This window comes from Tenacibaculum sp. 190524A02b, assembly GCF_964036645.1.
Lineage (GTDB): Bacteria > Bacteroidota > Bacteroidia > Flavobacteriales > Flavobacteriaceae > Polaribacter > Polaribacter vairaonense.
In genome coordinates, this window is the sequence record NZ_OZ038525.1 from 4,136,208 (window position 1) to 4,158,655 (window position 22,448).

General features: G+C 28.9%; 15 protein-coding genes and 2 pseudogenes. 13 read left to right on the forward strand and 4 right to left on the reverse strand.

The window, feature by feature from the left end:
- Positions 1-52: 52 nt before the first annotated feature.
- Positions 53-1,102 (reverse strand): nucleoid-associated protein, encoded by a 1,050-nt coding sequence (locus ABNT65_RS16660; RefSeq protein ID WP_348746378.1) that lies wholly within the window; start codon positions 1,100-1,102, stop codon positions 53-55.
- On the reverse strand, positions 1,099-3,795 hold the full coding sequence (locus ABNT65_RS16665; RefSeq protein ID WP_348746379.1) for a hypothetical protein: 2,697 nt from the start codon (positions 3,793-3,795) through the stop codon (positions 1,099-1,101). Before ABNT65_RS16665 ends, ABNT65_RS16660 begins: the two co-directional genes overlap by 4 nt.
- A gap of 318 nt (positions 3,796-4,113) precedes the next feature.
- Between ABNT65_RS16665 and ABNT65_RS16670 the strand changes: the two genes are divergently transcribed.
- From ABNT65_RS16670 to ABNT65_RS16725, 13 genes and pseudogenes are all read left to right on the forward strand, one after another.
- Positions 4,114-4,698, forward strand: coding sequence for a hypothetical protein (locus ABNT65_RS16670; protein ID WP_348746380.1), 585 nt, complete (start codon positions 4,114-4,116; stop codon positions 4,696-4,698).
- 15 nt (positions 4,699-4,713) lie between these two features.
- A complete protein-coding gene (locus ABNT65_RS16675) occupies positions 4,714-7,791 on the forward strand; it encodes a type IV secretory system conjugative DNA transfer family protein (RefSeq protein WP_348746381.1) in 3,078 nt (1,025 codons plus the stop codon).
- 56 nt (positions 7,792-7,847) lie between these two features.
- Entirely contained in the window at positions 7,848-9,359 is a 1,512-nt protein-coding gene (locus ABNT65_RS16680; protein WP_348746382.1) for a recombinase family protein, read from the forward strand.
- Positions 9,329-10,174, forward strand: a pseudogene (locus ABNT65_RS16685) (YifB family Mg chelatase-like AAA ATPase); the annotation flags it as partial. The gene ABNT65_RS16680 and the pseudogene ABNT65_RS16685, both read left to right, overlap by 31 nt.
- A 612-nt stretch (positions 10,175-10,786) precedes the next feature.
- A complete protein-coding gene (locus ABNT65_RS16690) occupies positions 10,787-13,540 on the forward strand; it encodes a lamin tail domain-containing protein (protein ID WP_348746383.1) in 2,754 nt (917 codons plus the stop codon).
- A 76-nt stretch (positions 13,541-13,616) separates the two neighbouring features.
- Positions 13,617-14,363 (forward strand): polyphosphate polymerase domain-containing protein, encoded by a 747-nt coding sequence (locus ABNT65_RS16695; RefSeq protein ID WP_348746384.1) that lies wholly within the window; start codon positions 13,617-13,619, stop codon positions 14,361-14,363.
- A 37-nt stretch (positions 14,364-14,400) separates the two neighbouring features.
- Positions 14,401-14,712 (forward strand): DUF4956 domain-containing protein, encoded by a 312-nt coding sequence (locus ABNT65_RS16700; RefSeq protein ID WP_348746385.1) that lies wholly within the window; start codon positions 14,401-14,403, stop codon positions 14,710-14,712.
- Between the two features lie 90 nt (positions 14,713-14,802).
- On the forward strand, positions 14,803-17,190 hold the full coding sequence (locus ABNT65_RS16705) for an ABC transporter transmembrane domain-containing protein (RefSeq protein WP_348746386.1): 2,388 nt from the start codon (positions 14,803-14,805) through the stop codon (positions 17,188-17,190).
- Complete coding sequence (locus ABNT65_RS16710) at positions 17,162-18,379, forward strand: HlyD family secretion protein (RefSeq protein ID WP_348746387.1); 1,218 nt, start codon at positions 17,162-17,164, stop codon at positions 18,377-18,379. The genes ABNT65_RS16705 and ABNT65_RS16710 overlap by 29 nt, the downstream gene beginning before the upstream one ends.
- Positions 18,380-18,611: 232 nt before the next feature.
- Entirely contained in the window at positions 18,612-18,707 is a 96-nt protein-coding gene (locus ABNT65_RS21060; RefSeq protein ID WP_412766828.1) for a hypothetical protein, read from the forward strand.
- Between the two features lie 81 nt (positions 18,708-18,788).
- Positions 18,789-19,120, forward strand: a pseudogene (locus ABNT65_RS21065) (ATP-binding protein).
- A 147-nt stretch (positions 19,121-19,267) separates the two neighbouring features.
- The gene (locus ABNT65_RS16720) at positions 19,268-20,284 is read left to right on the forward strand and encodes a TlpA disulfide reductase family protein (protein ID WP_348738609.1); all 1,017 of its coding nucleotides are present in this window, start codon (positions 19,268-19,270) and stop codon (positions 20,282-20,284) included.
- A gap of 57 nt (positions 20,285-20,341) precedes the next feature.
- Complete coding sequence (locus ABNT65_RS16725) at positions 20,342-21,352, forward strand: TlpA disulfide reductase family protein (protein ID WP_348705427.1); 1,011 nt, start codon at positions 20,342-20,344, stop codon at positions 21,350-21,352.
- A 79-nt stretch (positions 21,353-21,431) separates the two neighbouring features.
- Here the strand turns inward: ABNT65_RS16725 and ABNT65_RS16730 are convergent, their stop codons facing one another.
- Entirely contained in the window at positions 21,432-21,938 is a 507-nt protein-coding gene (locus tag ABNT65_RS16730) for a ferritin (protein WP_348738607.1), read from the reverse strand.
- Between the two features lie 94 nt (positions 21,939-22,032).
- Positions 22,033-22,326, reverse strand: a complete 294-nt coding sequence (locus ABNT65_RS16735; protein WP_348746388.1) for a hypothetical protein — start codon at positions 22,324-22,326, stop codon at positions 22,033-22,035.
- Between the last annotated feature and the right edge of the window lie 122 nt (positions 22,327-22,448).

Here is a 22,448-nt window from a genome sequence, read left to right on the forward strand (position 1 = left end):
TTTTTTTAATTTCAGGTAAATACTTCGGGTGGACTACCTAATAAATTTAGTACTACCTTTCATTCTCATAATATATCTTATAATATTTCCTCCCGTCAGTTTCAACACCTTTCTCAATTTTACTTTTATCACCATGAATGTAAACATGGAAGTTTTTATCAAGCTTTAGTATACTTTTAAAAGCTCTAGCTTGTTTTTTTACAGCATTTTCTGAAATTTTAAACTTTTCAGGTAACTTATCATTCTCACAATTATCTTGTTTATTATTAAAATCCCTAAAAGATTCTATAATACTATCATCTTCAAAAACTATTTCCTCAAATTCATCTTTTTTATATTCTTCATGCTTTTTAAAATAAGTAACAGAACGATTTAAAAAATCAATTTGATCAGTCTTATTAACCTCAAAATCTTGAACTAACTGCTCTGTTATAAATTTTTTTGTTAAGCCCAAGAATTTGTTAGTTTGATGAAATTCATTTTTTAAAGAGGTTAAGTTTAAAAATTCGTTGATCCAATATTTAGCTTCTTCTTTTTTATTTGTAGTACCTATAGATGATATTACATATCCATTTTTTTTATTTTTATTTAAAATAATACACCCCTTGTCTATTTTTTTGATATCTATACCTTTTTCATCTAAAATATTTATGCCTTGAGGTTCTTTTTTTATTTTTAAAAAAGTATCTTTATTTTCAGATTTAAATAACCCTATCCCATCATAGTACTCTTTCTTGTATGATATATTTTTAACTAACACTACACATAGTTCTCCTGTCTTTATATTAGGATATAAACTAGAATTATATAAGTGTTTAGAAATATTTATAGATTCTTGCCTCATTTTAGAATGATTATCAAAAATATTACTAACATATACAAATACTTCGTTCATGTAAATATCTACCTCATGATAAAACTGATACAAGGATTCATTACCTTGAAATGAAGAAAAAAAGTAAGTGTTAAGTGCATATTTTAAATTATCATTGTTCTCTATATTTACACCATTATCATGAATGATTACTCCATCATTTCTAAATTTATTACCAACTTCATGAATATATAAATCTTCTATTACAGCTTCAGCAAATGAAATCATATTAAATTAAATTTTTTTAATTTACTTTTCTTAAATGTAGAAAACACTTCATCTACTTTTTTATTAAAGTTATCAAGGTTTTGAATTTTATTTTTTTTATGATATGAATATGGTCTACTAGTTGTACTAAAAGTTAAGATTCCTTCTGGATGAAATTCATTTTTTAAAGCTCCTGAAAAATCAATATCTACATAAAGAAGACCTTTAGCTCCTTGCAAATCATATTCTAGGGAGATATTAACACTTTCAAGCAAAATAAACTTTCTATAATCTAAATCTGAAAATTCTCTTATATCTTTTATATCATTCCCACTTACTTTTGCTCTAAGTTTTTTGCCTATTTTGTCATGTAACTCCTTTGGAATATCTTGAATTTCATCAAACCCATACCTTGAATGTTTTAAATTTGCTTTAGTAAAAATTAAGCTGTTATCTAAATCCAAAAAACTGAAAAGAAACTCAATTCTTTCCTCGTTACTTTTAAAATTTGAAAACTTTATATCTTGGGTTATTTCGACAATTTTATTTTCCCTCTTAAGTCTATCTTCTATAGATGATAGAACTTTTTTACTCATTTTTCTCCCAAGGCTATTACTAAAAACCTGTTTTGGCTCTATTTCTTTTGCACTATTTTTAAAAACCACTTTTGCAAATTGAGTGGATCTACTAATCATAGCTTGTTTATTTGGGTTATATTCTTCATAACTAATAATTATTTCGATAGTATTATTTTTTGATATAGGCTGAATTGAAGAAATTTTTGCATTCTTTTCTTTTGCAATTTCTTTCAAAATAGGTTTTATAGTAGTAAGAGCAGAATTGATAGTATTTTCAAGAGACGAAATATTAAAGTCTTTTGATTTTATATAGCTTCCTTTTTCGATTTTTTTCGATTTTCCTTTTTTATTTTTAATGCTATTAGACAAATCTTGTATCTCATTTGGACTATATAATAAATTAGTCATCAGATCAATTATTAGTTCCTTATTTTTATTCTTAAATAATATCCCCTTTTTTGATAAAAAATCTTTTAAGTCATCAGAATCTATCTCTTGGCTATCAAGGAAAGGTTTAATTATACTTCCATAAGGCAAATAATTATTTAAAAAATCATTATTAGGTTTATAATTAATCTCCTCTAGTACAGACTCATTTACAATATCGTTTTTAAAGTTTTCGGTCTTTTTAATTGAAGTCGGTATAGTTTTTAATTGATTTAGTGTAACATTTTCTAACCTATAAACTTTTGTTTTTTGTATTAATAATTCATCCTTAAACTCTCTTAAAACATTAAAAACCTCATTTTTATATTTATCAGAGTAATCAGGGAAATAAATTAAATATTCATTAGCCAATCCGGTAGTTATAGCAACTGTTAGCCAGATTATTTTTCTCAAATTTGTTTGGTTATAAGTATCATTACAAAATATTAATACAGAGATTCTACCATTGTTTTCCTTTACTATAGGTAAAATAGAAGAGTTTAGGTATTGAGGGGGTAAATAAAAATCCCGCTTACCAATTTTATCTTCTTTCATATTATCTTCTGTTATCGGATATAGAAATTTAACAGCACAATCATTTCTAAAGGATTTAGCTGTAATTATAGAGCGTATTATGAAATTTAATTGTTTATTATCTAATAAATAGTAAATACTATTATTATTTAAATTATTATAATACTTATTAATTTCTGAAATAATATATTCATTATTTTGTTCGTTATCTAATGAAAAAAATAAGTTTACAAAAAAACGCTTTGTGTTTGATTTATTATCAAATTCATCTTGTTCAAAACTTTTTGAAACCTTATCAAAAGAAAGACTAAATTCTTTTAGCATTTTTTTTTCTTCATAAATTCTATCATAATTATCAACTACTTTTGATTTGATATAGATATAGTCTGTTTCGCTACTTTTTAATCTACTTGGCTTAAAGCCACAATAATCTACTTCATAGTTATCATCTTCATCAGTTCGCTCATTATATTCACTACAAGTCTGTTTATAATTGAAGTTTTTCCAACCAATTAATTCTAAGAAATGGTGCGTTAGTAAATGTCTTTCTTCAATTTCATTATCATTTACTTTTTCACTATCGATAAGAAGTGCGTAAGGGCTGGCTTGTAAATATTCTTTAAACGATTCAAATAACTTTAACAATTCTATTTTCAACCTTTCGGGCGTTAATTCTTTACCGATTATAGAGTTCTCTATAAATTCATTTTTAAGATTACTGGCAATGAATGATCTTAGTGAATGAGGTACCTTAGGTTTATTTAAAGATGATAAAAAAATATCTATTCTTTCAGTAATGACTGAATTAAAATAATTAAAACTTAAAGGTATTTTTTTAACAAAGGCCCCATTAAGTTTGTCGTTAATTATATTGTCTTTTAGTTTTTTTTGTAAATCTCCAACTAGAAACAACTCATAATGAGAAGCATCAAGTGTTTTCTCTTTTAATTCCGCTATCCATTTTACTGCTTTTGCATAACTAAATTCGTTTTTTGTTGATTTTACTTGTACAACTTTTTTAGTTTCATCTTTAAATACCCATACAATATCTACTTTTTCAGATTCCTCATTTGACTCGAGTGTAACAGTTTTCCAATTTATTTTTTCATTTAATGAGTCAATTATTGCTACTAAGGTTTGAGCCATATAGCCTCTTAGCCCAGCTTGTCCTCCCATAAGTTAAAAGTTTGTGTTTAGTTAATTTAATTCGATTAAAATACTTTATTTTTTTATTTGGGAAAAGTTTTTGCTTTTTTTTATCAAAAAAATTACAAATTATATAAAGTAATGTTAATTATAGTTTTCAAATCTATTTACTTTGTCATTAAAGGTATTATGGATATCCGTAAATAAGCATTTTTTAAAAACGCTATAAACAAATCACCAAATCCCAACCTGTTGTCCTCTGAAAAAGCCCTCTTGTCATTTTTCCATTGTCATTTAAAAAACACTCTGTAAATTTTCATCATAACTAACCTTTAAACATGTTAATTTATGGACGATTTTCTTTCTTTTATAGCTAATTATTCAGTTATAATAATCTCTATTATTTTCCTGATTTTTATCATCAGATACTTGATGAATAAACATCTTAAAAAACACCATTCTAATTGGAACACCTTAATTGATAACTTTGAGTATTCCCCCACTGATTTCTATTCCCTCTTATCAAAAGAGCTGTTATCACATGGAATAAAAAACATTAAAGTTACCACAGAGTACTTAGCAGAGGGTGGACCTATGTCTCGCTACCGAACTTATCTACGTGCTACATGGAGAGGATATCAATATGATATTTGTGCGAGTAAATTTGGTGACGGTTTCTTTATCTCTTGGTGGCTACTTTATAAGAACTCTTTTATGAAAATGTTGATTTCATTAATTCCTTTTGTGGGAAAATGGATAGCTGAAATGTGGTTCCCTATTACCTATTACCGTGTAGATACGGCAAGTATGTTTATGTCCTACGCACAAAATTCAGTACTCAAAGTTATTGATGATATAACTAATGATAAAGGGGTTCGTGCTTTGACTGAAGCTGAACGTAAGCCAATGTTGAATAATATTTTTAATCGCTAAAAACCTTAGATAAACATGGAACTAACCGCAAGCGAACAAGCAACCCTCCATTTCTATAACTGGGAATATCGTCACCGTGGCTATTACCATTTTGAAACTCCAATTGATATAGAAGTTCCGTATGTTCCCTTTCATCACGGAACATATACAAACCCTGTTATCGACGATGGACGTGTGCCAACGCTCTTTCAACAAATAGGTAAATTACTTGCTCCACCCAAAAAGCAAGAAGAGCCAAAACAAGAACTAACCGAGGTCATACCTCGGTTTTTAGAATTTAGTGAAAAACCAAATTTAGTAGGTTTCTCTCTTTCCTTTCCTAAAGGAAGTGAAATAAACGTACAGAGAAATATTGAATTTCTGAATATGCTGTCATTTACTGAACATATGGTTTCTTTTGAGATTGTAGGAAGTTCAGACACCATAGCTATTCAAATAGTCTGTGGTGAATATGATATCGGGAGAGTACGCTCACAAATACAGGCATATTTTCCTACAGCCATAGTACGAGATATTGACATTACTGAATTTGGTTTTAATGAAGAAAAAGAGATTGCAATTGCAGATTTTGGACTGAATGATGAATATATGCGAAGTATTCATACCACAGAATCATTTAGTATTGATCCCTTAACTTCCGTTATCGCTACTATGGAATCTTTGCAAGGTAATGAAGTTGCAGTACTACAAATATTATTCAAAGGTATTACTTCCCCACTTGCCAAAGACACCATATATGCAGTTTCCGACGGAGCAGGTGGTTCATTTTTTAGTGATTCCCCTGAAATGCCAATCTGTGCAAAGGATAAGATATCCAATCCTTTGTTTTCAGTCGTTATGCGTATGGCTACTCAAGGGGAAAATAATAGAGAGAGCCAATATTTAGCCCAAGAATTAGCTAGAAGTATTACGAGCATATCGCAATCTCAGTACAACAAATTAATACCTCTTTCTAATGAGGGATATGATTATGATTTTCATACATACAATTTACATCATCGTTTAAGTAACCGTTTAGGCTTTATCCTCAATAGCAAAGAACTGAATACCTTTGTTCATTATCCGAATAAAACGCTGGTATCTCAAAAGCTCGGGATCGGTAACGAAAAGACAAAATATGTTCCCCAAGAAGCTATTAAGCAAAAATATATTCTAGGGATTAATACCCATAATGGTATTGAAACAAACGTTACCTTAAACGATGAAATGCGATTGCGTCATACCCATATCATCGGAGCTACAGGTGTTGGCAAATCCACCCTTATCGCCAATATGATGATAGAAGACATGAACGCTGGTAATGGCTGTACCTTGTTCGATCCACATGGAGACATCGTTGAAGATGTGTTGCTTCGCATTCCACAACACCGAAAAGATGATGTAATAGTTATAGATCCATCAGATGAAAAGTTTTCTATTGGCTTTAATTTATTGAATGCAAATTCAGATATTGAAAAAATTGTATTAGGCTCTGATTTGGTTAATACTTTTAGGCAACACGCTACTGCTTGGGGTGATAATATGACTGCTGTTTTATCCAATGCAATTAATACTTTTCTTGAAAGCTCCAAAGGCGGGACCTTAATTGAGTTAAAAAGATTCCTTTTGGAGGATGCTTTTAGGCAAAACTTCCTAAAATATGTTAACAACCCCTCGTTTCACTATTATTGGAATAATGAATATCCTATTATGCGTAAAGGGATTTCCCCATTACTTACAAGAATAGACACCTTTCTCCGCCCTAAAACAATAAGATGTATAATGGCTCAAAAAACTGGGGTTGATTTCCAAAAGTCTATTAACGAAAAGAAGATTATACTTATCAAACTATCTCAAGGTTTAATTGGTGAAGAGAATAGCTATATTCTAGGTTCTCTTTTTTTATCTAAACTTAATCAAGTAACTCTTAGTAGACAAAATATACCTCAAAAACAACGACATCCCTATTATATCTACTGTGATGAGTTTCAGAATTTTATTACACCAAATGTTACAAAAATCTTATCAAGTGCTAGAAAATATGGACTAGGGTTAATCCTTGCCCACCAAGAATTAGGACAGATTGATGACACAAAAATTCTGAATTCTGTTATCTCTAATCCACATACAAGAGTATGTTTTAGGTTGGGAGATATTGACGCTAAAAAGTTAGAATCTGGTTTTTCATTTTTTGATACAGATGATTTACAAAGCTTAGGAACAGGACAAGCCATTATCCGTATTGGTAGCTCAAACAAAGATTGTAATATTTCAACCTTTCCTTTACCCAAAGTAGCAGAATCAGCAAAAACAGTGCGAGAGTATGTGATTGATAACACTAGAAAGAGATATGCAACACCGAGAGAAGAAGTTGAAGAAATACTTGAATCTCTATTACCTAAAATTAAGGAAATACAAAAAGAAAAAAACAAAGATACCGATGATATTAAAGTTGAGACGAAAACGGTTCAACAAGATATAGAGGTAAAAAAAGAGGTAGAAGAAAAGAAAAAGACAAGGCTTGTAAACATTGATTCTGAAGTTAAAGAAGAAACTAGCGACCAAACAGATTTTGAAAAACAAAAGGAAAATTACCTTAAACAAGCAAAAGAGCAAGAAACATTACGCAAACACCGCTCTATTCAAAACTTTATCAGAACTATTGCTCATCAGCGAGGTTATCGTGTTCACCTTGAAGAAGAATTACCAAATGGACAGCGTGTTGATGTTGGACTTGTTAAAAATGATATACGCATTGCTATAGAAGTAGCCGTGAGTAACTCCAATAGCTATGAAGTAAAAAACATACAGAAGTGTATAACCCACGGATATCAATTAGTGTACCTTGTTTCAGAAAGCGAAGTACATTTAAAGAATATCAAAAAAGAAGTTTCAAAAACTCTAAATACTCAAGAGAAGAAAAGAGTTTTTTATATTAAACCTGATGAACTGGTTCAGTATCTTGATATACCTACAGAAGAAGACACAAAAGCTCCACCAAAAAGGGTTAAAGGTTGGCGTATTGATGTGAATTACCACCCTGATGACGCCAAAAATATGCCAAGTAAAAATATTGCTTCAAAACTCAAAAATTTACTTAAAAAGAAAAAGTAACACACCCTTTCATGTGTTACTTTTGAGTGTTAACTTAGACCTATAAACAACTAAATATGAAAACAAAAGAGGTAGGTATATGGATACGCGTTTCAACTGATGACCAAGCCAAAGGAGAATCACCCGAACACCATAGAGAGCGAGCATTAGCTTATGCCAAAGCCAAAGGTTGGAAAGTTAAAGAAATATATGATTCATCAGGAAAATCTGGTAAAACTGTAATTAATTTTGAGCAAACCCAAAAAATGCTTAATGATATTAAGCAAGGACATATTACAGGTCTTATTTTTTCCAAACTAGCCAGATTTGCAAGAAATACTAAAGAACTTCTTGACTTTGCAGATTACTTTCAAATGTATAACGCTGACCTTATTTCTATTTATGAAAGTATTGATACTTCAACCCCTGCTGGAAGACTATTCTATACCCTTATTGCCGCTATGGCTCAATGGGAAAGAGAAGAAATCGCTTCACGTGTTAAGCAGTCTGTAGAAGTTAGAGCAAAATTAGGTAAAAAGATAGGAGGACAAGCTCAATTTGGTTTTAAGTGGAATGGGAATGAACTTGAGCTACACCCTGAAGAAGCCCCTATTCGCAAGATGATGTATGAACTCTTTCTCAAAGAAGAACGAAAAACTACGGTTGCTAATATGCTTAATGATATGGGATACCGAACACGAAGTGGAGCAAAGTTTTCACGAGGTGTGGTCAAACGATGGCTACGCGACCCTATTTCCAAAGGAATGCGTAGGTCAAATTTTTCCCAACAAAATCCAATTACTAAAGCAACAGAATTAAAACCACAAGAAGAATGGTACTTTCACCCTTGTCCCCAAATTGTTTCAGAAGAACTATGGCAACAAGTAAATGACATTCTTGATGAACAGGATAGTAATAGAAAACCAGTACTTAATCGTAAAGTTCACATATTCACTAATTATATATTTTGTCACTGTAGTAGTCGTATGAATGTTCGGTCTCGATCAACTCATTACAAATGTGTGAGCAAAGAATGTAATAACAAAATCAGGAGAGATGATTTAGAAGAAGCATTTAAAAGTAGACTTAATAGTTTTCTTCAAAACAAACAAGAACTCGCAAAATATTTTCAATACTCAGAAAAAGCACTCAAAAATAAAGAGAAGAAATACGAAACACTCAAAGCTGAATTAGGCAAACAAAAAGAAGAACTACAAAACTTATTACAATTACACACGAGTGGTCAAATACCGACAGAGGCATTTAAAGAGTATCATGATAAACCATACAAGGAATCAAAAAAGCTAGAACAAAAAATACTTAACCTAGAAAGTGAAATAGCAAATGATTCAATACATCAAAATTCAACTCATTTTATTATAAATAATTCAAAAGAAATATATAGTAAATGGGATAGCTATGATAGGAAAAATAAAAGAGAGATTATAGAAACCGTACTCGATACAATAATTATTGGACACGACACTATTAGCTTTAACTTAAAGCGTCTTACCCTGCCCAGCTCAGGGTTTTCCGAATTAGGGGAAAATGGGGGACAAAACCCCTTCCTTCGATACTCCCGCCAATGAGTTTACATGAAGCATTAGAAACCACAAAAATACATTCGGTAGTAGGAAAAGTGAAAGATTCAGGATTAATCTGTAACAGACCTTTTCGATCACCACATCATACAATATCTGATATTGCACTTATAGGAGGAGGAAATAGCCATCCACAACCTGGAGAGATATCTTTAGCACATAATGGCGTATTATTTTTGGATGAATTACCAGAGTTTAAAAGAGGCGTTTTAGAAGTAATGCGACAACCTTTAGAAGATAGAGAAGTTACTATTTCAAGAGCGCGTTTTACTGTAAATTATCCAAGTAGTTTTATGTTAGTAGCAAGTATGAACCCAAGCCCATCAGGATATTTTAATGATTCAGATGCACCAGTGGTTTCTTCACCAGCAGAAGTGCAACGTTATTTAAGTAAAATATCAGGACCTTTATTAGATAGGATTGATATTCATATAGAGGTAACTCCAGTACCTTTTGATAAGTTATCTGATGATAGAAAAGGTGAAAGTAGCGCAGAAATAAGAAAGCGAGTGACTGAAGCAAGAGAGATTCAAACGCTACGATTTCTGGAGTTTAACAATATCCATTATAATGCTCAAATGAATGTGAGACAAATTCGTGAGTTTTGTAAACTTTCAGATGAAAGCAAGGTATTACTAAAAAATGCCATGGAAAAACTAAATCTTTCTGCTAGAGCTTATGACAGAATTCTTAAAGTATCAAGAACTATTGCAGATTTATCAAATTCAGCTGCTATTGAATCAAATCATATAATGGAGGCAATTCAATATAGAAGTTTAGATAGAGAAGGTTGGTTAGGATAGTTCATTTTTATACTATAAATTCTTCTAAAAAGAATTTACATTAATTAATACAATAGGTTGATTTTATAGTGTTTTTGTTTCATCTAAAATGTGATTGCATATATAGTTATGCTGGTAACGTATTCCATTTTTACCAATGCACTTCGTGTCATTATGTAGAGTCTTTCAAGAGTAAAAATGTTGTTAATAAAGTAAAGTTTGATTTATTAAAGATTTGCATTGTGAGTGCTAGTAATAAAAGGAGAACTTGAATGCATAATTAAAAGACCTCCTCATATATACTATTCTAGTTGAATATCTATTATCTATGGTTCTCCATTTTCTATGATAATATAGGCAAATATTTTTCATTATTGTGAACCAAGTATTTTTATTAAAAAGGGCATTGTTAATGGATTTTCGAGATATAAAAAGAAAGAAGAAATAAGATTTCCTTTTGGAATATTTATAGGAAATGGTGGTAATCCAATTGTAAATTTGCACAAAAACATGAAAATATTGGTTGCCCAACTTCAGTAAAAGGATTCAAAGAATTAATAGGGTAACTGATTTTTTTTGTTTTTCTATAGGGAAAATAGAAGTTGAATTGTATTACAGTCAAATAATATCAACATGAAAAAAAAATATCTTTTATTATTAGTACTGTTAACTACTTCTTTATATTCTCAAGAAGTTGTAATCAATGAAATTCAATCTAAAAATTTAACTACATACAGGAATTCTAAATTTGAATATTCAGATTGGATAGAATTTAAAAATATAACAAGTAATCCAATAGATATAAGTGATTATTATTTAAGTGATGATCCAGATAATATTAAAAAATGGAAATTCCCATCTGGTATATCTATTCCGGCTAATGGGTTGTTATTGATAGATGTAGATGGAACAAACTCTTGGTTAAGTACAAATTTTAAACTATCAGCTTCTGGAGAAACACTTGTTTTTTCTAAAAATGATGAAACCGAAATCCAAAGGATAGAATTTCCAGAAATTCAAAAAGATATTTCTTATGGAAGAAAAAGTGATGGGGCATATACATTATTAAGTAAACCAACACCACATGCTGCCAACGATGAAGCCTCTGCATTTACCATTTTAGATTCAAAAATTAATATTAATATTCCTTCAGGATTGTATGATACAAATCAAACAGTAGAAATTACATTCAAAGGAGAAGGAACATTGTATTATACGTTAGATGGAACAGAGCCTACAACTAGCACTACAGCATATTCTGGGCCAATTACAATAGGTAAAAGCACTATATTAAAGAGTAAAGTGATTAAATCAGCTTCAGAATATAGTATTACAGAAAATAGATCTTATATTATTGGTGCTTCACACGATTTACCCGTAATATTATTAACATCTGACAATTCATCTAAAAACTCAGGGAATAAAGAAGTTATTGATGGTAGAGTAGAATTTATATTTATAGAAAAAGATGGAACAGTAGCTATTAATCAATATGCGAGTTTTAGAGCATCGGGAAAAACTTCTAGAGGCATGCCACAATTAAACGGTAAAGTAGAGGCAGATGCTGTTTATGGAGATAAAGATTTTGATTATAAAATGTTTCCAAATAAAGAATTAGATGAATTCAGAAGTTTTTTATTAAGAAACTCTAGTCAAGATTGGGCAGAAACACATCTTAGAGATGCTTTTGTTTCTAGAGTTTTAAGCGAAGATAATTTAACTGATTTTCCTTTTGAAGGATATCGTCCAGCTGCATTATATGTAAATGGAAAATATCAAGGAATTATTAATGTAAGAGAAGATGATGATAACTCTTACATTAAAGATAATTACGGGTTAAAAACTGGTGAGTTTGAAAAGAATGGTAGAGATCCTATTCTATATACTTTTACAACAGATCGAGCAGAATTAGATAAAATATTGAATTTCAATCATCATGTAAATGTACAATTCTTAATTTCTTATGCAGAATTAAATGAATATGGTTTTGGAAGTTGGAAAGACTTATCTGGAAAAACACCACATCAAAATCATTATTTTATGCACGATTATGATGCAACTTTTGGTTTACGAGGATTTGAGCATGTACCATTAACTAATGCTATGTCAGTAAATGAAATTATACCATCAGAAATGAGAGCGCATGAACCTTATAAAACAGAAGGATTACAATTAATAGCCGCTTTAATTAATCATGTATATAATAAAGATCGTACATTAAAAATTTTAGATGCAATGGAAAAGGAATTAGAAAGCGAAATTCCTGCACATGCAATTGCAAACGTAGCATTAGGATTAGAACAAGGTTACGATGGTAGCTCTGGATCATCACCAGCTCCTTTTGCCAACTTAACTGAATGGAAAGCAAATATAGCGGCATTACGAAAAGACGTAGAAAAAAGAATCGATGCAAATATTTTTACGAGAATTAAAAATGCACAAGGAATCGAAGATCCAATTCAAGTAACGTATGAAAGTTCAAATATTAATAGAGGTTTTATAAGAGTTCACAATGTTAAATCAATTAAAGAAACTTTTACAGGAACCTATTTTAGTAATATTCCTATTAAATTTTCAGCAGAAGCATTACCAGGATATAAGTTTGTAAGATGGGAAGGAGCTGTAAATAGTACAGATGAAAACATAACCCCAACATTTACAACAAATACAAGTTTAAAAGCAGTTTTTGAACCTATTGCAGTTACGAGTACAAATCTTGTAATTAATGAAGTTCAAGGTAAAAACGATACTACAATAACAGACGAAGCTGGTGAATATGATGATTGGATTGAAATTTATAACCCGAATAGTACACCTGTAAATCTTGCAGGGTATTACATTTCAGATAAATTATCAGAACCATTAAAATGGAAAATTCCAGATACTGACGCTAGTAAAACAACAGTGCCAGCAAATGGATTTTTGTTACTGTGGGCAGATAAGGATTTAGAACAAGGAGCAAATCATTTAGATTTTAAATTAAAAGGAACAGATCAAGTCATATTAACAGCTCCAGATGCTACCACAAAAATTCAAGAAATTTCTTTTACCGATATAGATACAGGTACTTCTTATGGAGCCAAAGTAGATGGAGATGCGGATTATATTACGTTTACTATACCAACTCCAGGAGCTACAAATGGAAATGTATTAAGTACAGATGATATAGATGTTGTTAATAATAAAATAGGAATATACCCTAATCCAACAACAAATAATATTACAATTCAAGGAACATTTACAGATTTAAAATGGAAGCTATTTAATTTGAATGGACAGCTTATTAAGTCTGGAACAGATAAAAAAATCTATTTAGATAATGTTTCAACAGGACTTTACTTTTTGAACATTAATAATAAAAAGAATTTAAAAGTTATTAAACAATAAAAATAATATTGAAGAGGCTGAATTATTTGGTTGTTAACTTAGAATTCAACCTCTTCTTTTTTTAGAGAAGAATTAAATGAATTTTTCACGCGATTTTGATACAATCACATTAGATCAAATAGAAGAAGTTAATCTAATGAATAGAGTAGATTTAAAGTATTTTTTTCATTTAGAAAACTTTCAAACGATACTTAGAAAATTAAATAATCACTATTTTATTTTAACGATAGATAAAAGAAAAGTATTTGATTACAAAACATTGTATTTTGATACTCCTGCAAAAGATTTCTATTTAGCACATCATAACAATAAACTAACGAGATTAAAAATAAGAAAACGCACATATGTAAACACAAATACTAGTTTTTCAGAAATAAAATTTAAGACCAATAAAGGAAGAACTATTAAAAAAAGAATTGAAAGTGATGATAGAAAGTATTTATCAAATGTAGATAAAGAATTTATCAATCAAAATACATTATGGAATAGTGATGATTTAACTCCAAGTTTACTTAATAAGTTTAATAGAATTACGTTAGTTAATAAAAATTTTAAAGAACGATGCACTATTGATTTAAATATTTGTTTTAGAGCAAATAATAAAACATTTTCTCTTGATAATATTGTTGTGTTAGAAATAAAGATAGATGGAAGAAACACACTTAATACACCGCTAATTAAAATTTTAAAACTAGCATCTATAAAACAAGCTAGTTTTAGCAAATATTGTATAGGAATGTGTATTACAAATACCAATTTAAAATACAACAGATTTAAACACCAATTAAAAACACTGAATAAGATAAATACCTATGAACATTAATGAAGAACTTTTTATGATAACATGTATTTTTCTAAATATGCTAATTATCTTTTTAAGTATAAAAATCAAAGATATAACGGAATTTAGTAAAGGATTCTTTTCAAGAACCAAAGTATTAAATATGGTTTATGAAAAAATAGAGAATATTCATATAAATGAAGGAGAAGCATTAAAAAAAGATTTGAAAGAACGTTTAGGAATTGATGTTATTAATTATAAAATACATCATATAGACTTTTTAAAAGACACTGCTGAATTAACTCTATATTATAAAAAAACATCAGCTCTTATTAAAAAAGAAACTACAAATACCTATCAAACCCCAGCATTAAACAGAATAAAAAATTAAATAATTAAGTTATAAAAAAGAAATAGAAAAAACTTTTCTGTAAACAAGTCTGTAACCACATAATAGTACTTCATTAAACCAATTTACTATATGTTTTTTAAAACAACAGAACAGCAATTACAGTCTAACGATTGTGGAATTGCTGCTATACATATTATTTATAACATTTTAGGAATACATACCAGTAGAGATCAAATAAAACAAGTATTAGAACCTACAAAAAAAGGAATTTCTTTAGCGCAGATAAAAAACTTTTTATCAGAAGATGATTTTAAAGTAGAATATAAACTATGGAAGAGTACATCAGATCATTTTTCTAATAAAGACTTCCCGTTTATTTTACCAATTAAAGGAAAAAAAAACGATGATTATTTAGTAATAAAGGAACAGAAAAGAGAAAAATTTAAAATTTATGATCCTAGAAATGGAACAACATATTTTTTAAAATCAAAAGAGCTTGAATCTCAAATAACATATAGTAAAACAGATGAAAATTTAATAGAACAAGAATCGTATTACGAAACAATTATAGCAAAAGAATTAGAGGTTTATGGTATAAATAGTGAAGTAATATTAGAAACAAATACAATAGATAACCTTGCAAATAAATTATCTTATTTTAAATATATAAAAGAAACATTTGGATTTAAAAACGAAGGATCTGCGAATAATTTTTTAATAGATGTTCTTGAAAATCAAGAAGGATTAATAGTTCCTAAAGAATTTCAGAACCTATACTTCAAAAAAGAAAAATTAAACTTTAAAGTTCCTGTTGTTTTAACTGTAAAAAAGCCAGATCAAATCTATAGAAAAAGTAATGATATACATAAGAAAGAAAATATTTATTGGAAATTATTTAAACAGCTAAAAGAACACAAAAAATTATGGTTTATATACATATTTGTTGCTTTTTTCTCTGCTTTTGTTACACAATTAGCTGTTTTTATAAATCAATTGTTAATCGATCATATTTTGCCTACATATCATATGAGAACACTAGTTGTTTTCTGTATAGGTTTGGGCATATATCAAATTTTCAACATTTTTACATCAACATACAAACGTTTTGTAGGAATACATTTAAAAAATCAATTAGATCGTTTTTTTCTTCAAAAATTCGATACAAAAATTAATTCTTTTTCGTTACAGTTTATTCAATCTTATAAAAAAGGAGATTTAGTAGAAAGAGTTTCAGATTCAATGAAGTTAAAACGTTTTTTTTCTAAGTTTTTCATTAACGTTTTTATAGATATCTCCATCTCATTATATTCATTATTCATTCTTTTTTTCATCAACTGGCAATTATCACTATTAATTTTAGGAGTACTTATAATTTTTTATGCCTGGTTTGTATTTATAACTCCACAATTAAAACATAACGAAAGAGTTCGATTTAATGAAAAAGCAAACTTCCTTTCTAAAGTGATAGAAAAAATAGAAGCCATTCAGATTATCAAAAGCTTTGGAATAGAAAAAAAATCCTCGAAAAAAATTAATAAAAGCATAGACTCTTATTTAAGAATACAATTAAAAAACGGATACCTAAACTTAATAAATACCACTGTAGTAGCTGTAATTGTTGGATTTATGTCTATACTGATAATTCTACTATTATCTAAATACGCAATTAGAACACAAAGTATATCGTTAGGACAAATTATTACTTTTATAGCTTTATCTAGTAAAATATTTAGCGCCTTCAAAAGTATTTTAAGTCAGAATTTAACATTACAAGAAAATCAAATTATTCTGAAGAGGTTTTTTGATTTTGAAGAAAAAATACAACAAAATAAAACTACAGAAGGAATTTCAGGTTTTTCAATTAACCGGTTAGAAGTTAAAAACATAACATTTGGCTATGCTAATACCAACATAGTTTTAGAAGATGTAAGTTTTGCTGTTGAAGGTAATGAAAAAATTCAAATTTTAGGAACTAATGGCTCAGGGAAATCTACTTTAAGTAAAATAATAACAGCATTATATAAATTAGAAAAAGGAGAGATTATAATTAATAATACACTTTCAAAATTTTATGACGCGAAAGTTTTAAGCAGTAAAATATTGCTATCTACAAATGATGATTTGTTATTTAATGATACTGTGTTAGAAAACATTTGTTTAGGGAATAAAATAGCAATCTCTGAAATTATTAGCGTATCAAAAAAAATAGGTTTTTATGATTTTATAGCAACAAAAGACGAAGGTTTTGACTTTATGATAGTAAACAATGGTAAAAATGTATCTACAGGTCAGCGAAAAAAAATCTTATTACTACGCGCCTTTTTCTCATCTGCAGAAGTTTTAATATTAGATGAAGTTTTATCGGGGATAGATACAGAGAGTAGAAAAGCTATTGAAACCCATATAAATGAAGATTATAGGAAATATATTATTGTATCTCACGAACCTGTAAAAAACATTTCTTTTTCAAAAAAATATGAATTGACCCATGGAAAACTCAATATTATACAGAACTAAACCACTACGAATTATCGCATTACTATTTAAGGTAACACTACTTTTTTTAATCCTTTTTCTGGGTATTCTTTTCTTTTTGAATGTAGATGATACAGTTTACTTTAATAACGGTTTAGTGTATTCTAAAAATCCTAAAACGCAAATTAATTCTCCAGTATCAGAAACTATTACAACGATAAAAATACGAGAAGGACAAGAAGTAAAAAAAGGAGATACTTTACTTGTTCTTCAAAATAAAGAAGTAATATCTAACTATTATATTTCTTATGTAGAAAAAGAAACAACAGAGCAAGATATTAGCTATTTAAAAGAAGCAATTATAAAAGCTAATAAAGAGAAATCTATTTATGAAAAACAACGACAGGTTAAATCTAAAATGTTTCATTTAAAACGATTAAACTTACAACAAGAACTTATAGATTGGAGTGAAAAGATAAATTTAGCCGCAAAAAGTTATACCATTGCTAAAAGCAAGTTTAAAACAGATTCTATATTATATACAAAAGGAGTAATTTCTAGAATTAACTTTGAAAAAGAACATAAAAAGTTACTATCAGAAAAACAATCATTTATAGGAGCTAAATCTATAGTTCAAAAAAAGAAATATGAATTAGAAAATTTAGTAAATAAAGAGTTTGAAACAGAAAAAAATATAGAGACTAAACTTTTAAATTTAGATAAAATAATAGCATTTAATAAGTTGAAGATTGAAAAATTAAATTTGAATAAGAAAAAGATTCAATACAATCAAGAATATATAAAAGAAAAGAAAGACAAACTATTTATTTGTGCGCCAACAAACGGTTCTATTTCTTTTATATACAACACCAAACAGAACTTACAAGAGATAGAAAAAGGAATACCATTGGTAACTATTTCACCAAAAGAAGAAACTTTTTATGCAAAAATTAATGTGGCGGAACAAGATATTTTATATCTAAAAAAAGGACAAAAAGTACAGTTAAACTTTAATGCATATAATTATTATAAATACGGAGGTATCCAAGGAAAAATAAACTATATTTCCCCTACGAAACAAAAAGGGAATTTTTATTGTATTGTAGATTTTAACAAAATGAATTCAAATATTCAGTTAAAAACAGATTACAGTATTAAAGGAACTATTGTTGTAGGACATTTAAAAACATACGAGTATATTTTTAAGAAAATTTTTTCAAAATTAGAATGAATAATAAATTTAATTTATTCAAACGACCATGTTTCATTAATATAATTTTTAATCATATCAACTGATTTCTTTTTATATTAATTCCTTGCTTAAAATCGAGCTATTATACTTTTATCCATATCAATTTTTTAGCCAAGAGATTAAAGGTAAACTAATGTTTAGATATATGTTTTAGTGATTGATTTATTAATGTTAGTAGGGCATTTTTTGTTTGGGATATCCAAGTAGTTTTATGTTAGTAACAAGTATGAACCCAAGCCCATCAGGATATTTTAATGATTCAGATGCACCAGTGGTTTCTTCACCAGCAGAAGTGCAACGTTATTAAAGTAAAATATCAGGACCTTTATTTGATAGGATTGATATTCATATAGAGGTAACTCCATTACCTTTTGATAAGTTACCTGATATTAGAAAAGGTGAAAGTAGTGCAGAAATAAGAAAGAGAGTAACTGAAGCAAGAGAAGTTCAAATGCTACAATTTCAGGAGTTTAACAATATCCATTATAATGCTCAAATGAATGTGAGGCAAATTCGTAAGTTTTGTAAACTATCTAGTGAGAGTAAACAGTTGTTAAAAAATGCCATGGAAAACTAAATATTTCTGCTAGAGCTTATGACAGAATTCTTAAAGTATCAAGAACTATTGCAGATTTATCAAGAACCGAAAACATTGAATCTAATTACATTATGGAGGGAATTCAATACAGGAGCTTAGATAGGGAAGGGTGGTTAGGATAGCTTTATATTCTCTTTGTTTAGATTATAGTGTGGTTTTAGTTTTACAGATTTTCTTTATGAGGCAAGCTTGATAACTCTTTTTAGATAGGAGTGGGACTTTAATGAATATTCCTTAACTTGGTTGGCTAATATTAGAAGAAACTTCAAATGAAAAAACTACTTTGCCTTATTGTGTTGTTAGGTGCATTAACATCTTGTAAAAATGATAAAAAGGACGTGAAGAACTATGCTTCTTTATCCGGGGAAATAGCTAACCTAAATACTAAGACTTTATTATTAGCAAATTCACAATTAGGTTTTCAAAAAAACATTAAGGTTGATGAGAACGGTGTTTTTAAAGATACTTTTAGCTTAAAAAAAGGAATCTATTCACTAAAAGTAGGAGCAACTCCAGTAATTCTTTTTCTTAGAAATGGAGATAGTATAAATATAAATTCAGATGCTAATAACGTAAATGAAACCCTTTCTTTAACTGGTATAGGTTATAAAGAAAGCGCTTTTTTGGTAAAATCAATGGAGTCAAATAAAAAGTTTTTGGAAAATGAAAATCTATTTAAACTTACCAAAAACAATTTTGACGCTAAGGTTAATGACTTTATCAATGATTTTAATGGTAGTCTTGGAAAAAGTTCAAAGGATTCATTATTTATTGCCCAACAAAAAGAAAATGCCAATAGATTAAAGCAATATGTTGAAAGAATATACCCTAAGAAAAATTTTATTTTTACTAAATTGAATAAAGGTACTCCTTCTCCTAAGTTTACTAAGTTTGAAAACTATGAAGGAGGAACTATGTCATTGGATGATTTAAAAGGGAAGTATGTTTATATAGATGTTTGGGCAACATGGTGTTTTCCTTGTAAAAAGGAAATTCCTTATTTAAAAAGTGTTGAAAAACAATATCATAACAAAAATATAGTTTTTGTTAGTATCTCAACGGATGCAAAAAGAAATTATGATACATGGAAGAAGATGATAAAAGATAAAGAAATGGGAGGAGTTCAGTTATATGCAAATGAAGATCAATCGTTTTCAAGAGCCTATTTTATAAATTCAATACCACGTTTTATATTGATAGACCCACAAGGGAATATTGTAGATGCAGATGCGCCAAGACCTTCAGATCCAAGGTTAATAGAATTATTTAATTCTTTGGAAATATAAACTTAAAACAATGTACTTATATTTAACAGATAATAAATACCTTAAACTAAATAACTAATGAGAAAACTCACTCTTTTTGCAATGGTACTAATAGGATTGGTATCATGTAAGCAGGAACCAAAGGACTATGTCTCTTTTTCTGGTAAAATAACAAATAAAAACTCTAACGCTTTAACAATTACCAACAGAGCTGGATATAAAAAAGTTATAGAAGTAGCTGAAGATGGATCCTTTAAAGATACCTTGAAAGTTGAAAAGGGAGTTTACAATCTTTTTGATGGAAAAGAGTATACTTCTATTTTCTTTAAGAATGGTGATGATATTAAAATGACCATTGATACAAAAGAATTTGATGAAACTATTGCGTATACTGGAGCAGGATCTGAAGAGAATAATTTCTTAGCAAAATCTGCGCTTTTACGTGAAGGTTTTTTTAATGATGAGAACTTATTAAAATTGCCTAAAGCGGAATTTGATAGTAAAGTAACAGGTTATGTTAATGACTTTAAATCTTTATTAAGCGCAAAAAAACTTGAAGAGTCATTTGTTAAAAATCAAGAAGAAAGTATTGAAAACTTCAAGCAATATGTTAATAGAAATTATGAGCAAGAGCAATATATTAAGACTAACCTTGCTCAAGGAAAACTTTCTCCAAAATTTGTGGACTATGAAAATAATGCTGGAGGAACAACGTCATTAGAAGATTTAAAAGGAAAGTATGTATACATTGATGTTTGGGCTACTTGGTGCAAGCCTTGTAAAAATGAAATTCCACACTTAAAGAAAGTAGAAAAAGAGTTTCATGATAAGAATATTGAATTTGTAAGTATTTCAATAGATAATAAGAAAGATCATGAAGCTTGGAAAAAAATGATAGTTGATAAAGAAATGGTAGGAGTGCAATTATTTGCAGATAATAACTGGCAATCAAAATTTGTTACCGATTATGCAATTAATGGAATTCCTCGTTTTATTTTAATTGACCCAGAAGGAAATATTGTTGATGCAAGAGCACCAAGACCATCTGATGCTAAATTATTAGATTTATTTAAGTCTTTAAATATCTAAAGAGATTTTAGAATTAAGCATAAAAAAGGAAGTCAATTTTTTGAACTTCCTTTTTTTTGTGTTTCTATGAAATGAAAATTTATTCCGTAGGAATACGCTCATCAATCATTTTTAAAGGCATATCTCCCATTAAACCAATCATATCTAAAATATCTCTTACCTTTTCTTCTTCTTCTGCTTGTTCAGTAACAAACCATTGTAAGAAAATTTCAGAGGTAAAATCACCAACTTGTCTGGCTGTTTTAAAGGCATGATGTATAGAGTTTGTAACCTCTATCTCTGCATCTAATGAAGCTTCAAAAATGGCACGTAAACTTTCAAATTCGTGAGGAACTTCTGTAACAGTAGGAGAAAGTGCATTTCCACCATTATCGTTCACAAACTTAAAAATTTTCATCATGTGTGTACGTTCTTCTTCTGCTTGGTTATAAAAGTATTTCGCGCTATTTCTTAATTCTCGTTGATCGCACCAAGAAGCCATTGCCAAATACTTAGAAGAAGCCTTTTGTTCCATCATAATTTGATGATTTAACAAGTCTACAATCTCCACATGTAAGATCATATCTCTTCTTATTGCTGTTTCCATGTTTCTATAATTTTAGGTACTTAGTAAAGATACAGATTATAACCGCGCAAAGTAAGCAGTAGAGGTAATTTAAAAGTAGTCTTAGTAAAGCTTTTTAAGTGAGTTCAGGCGTATTGAAGGCTGCTAAAACAACATTCCGTAAAGCTAAAAGTTGAGGGATTTCTATATACAATATATGCTGATTGTCAGCCACAGAAAGCAAAAGAAAGTTATCGCCTTCAATAATAGCTTCTATAGATTCGTATGAAGTATACCACAATATTTTTTTACGGAAGGCTAATAATTGGCAAAAAGTAAAATCAATTACCTTAAATCCTAAGTCTAATTGATAACAATTTCTTCCTCCAACTGTTAATGTATACTGTAAATCTTCAATGCATAAATCCATGGGACAAATATAGTTATTTTTAATAAATCTAAACAAGCTTAATTTGTGTTAAGAAATTGATGATTAAAATGCTGAAAAAATAGTTGCGTACTTTACAGTGTTTTATAAATTTACCCCCGAAA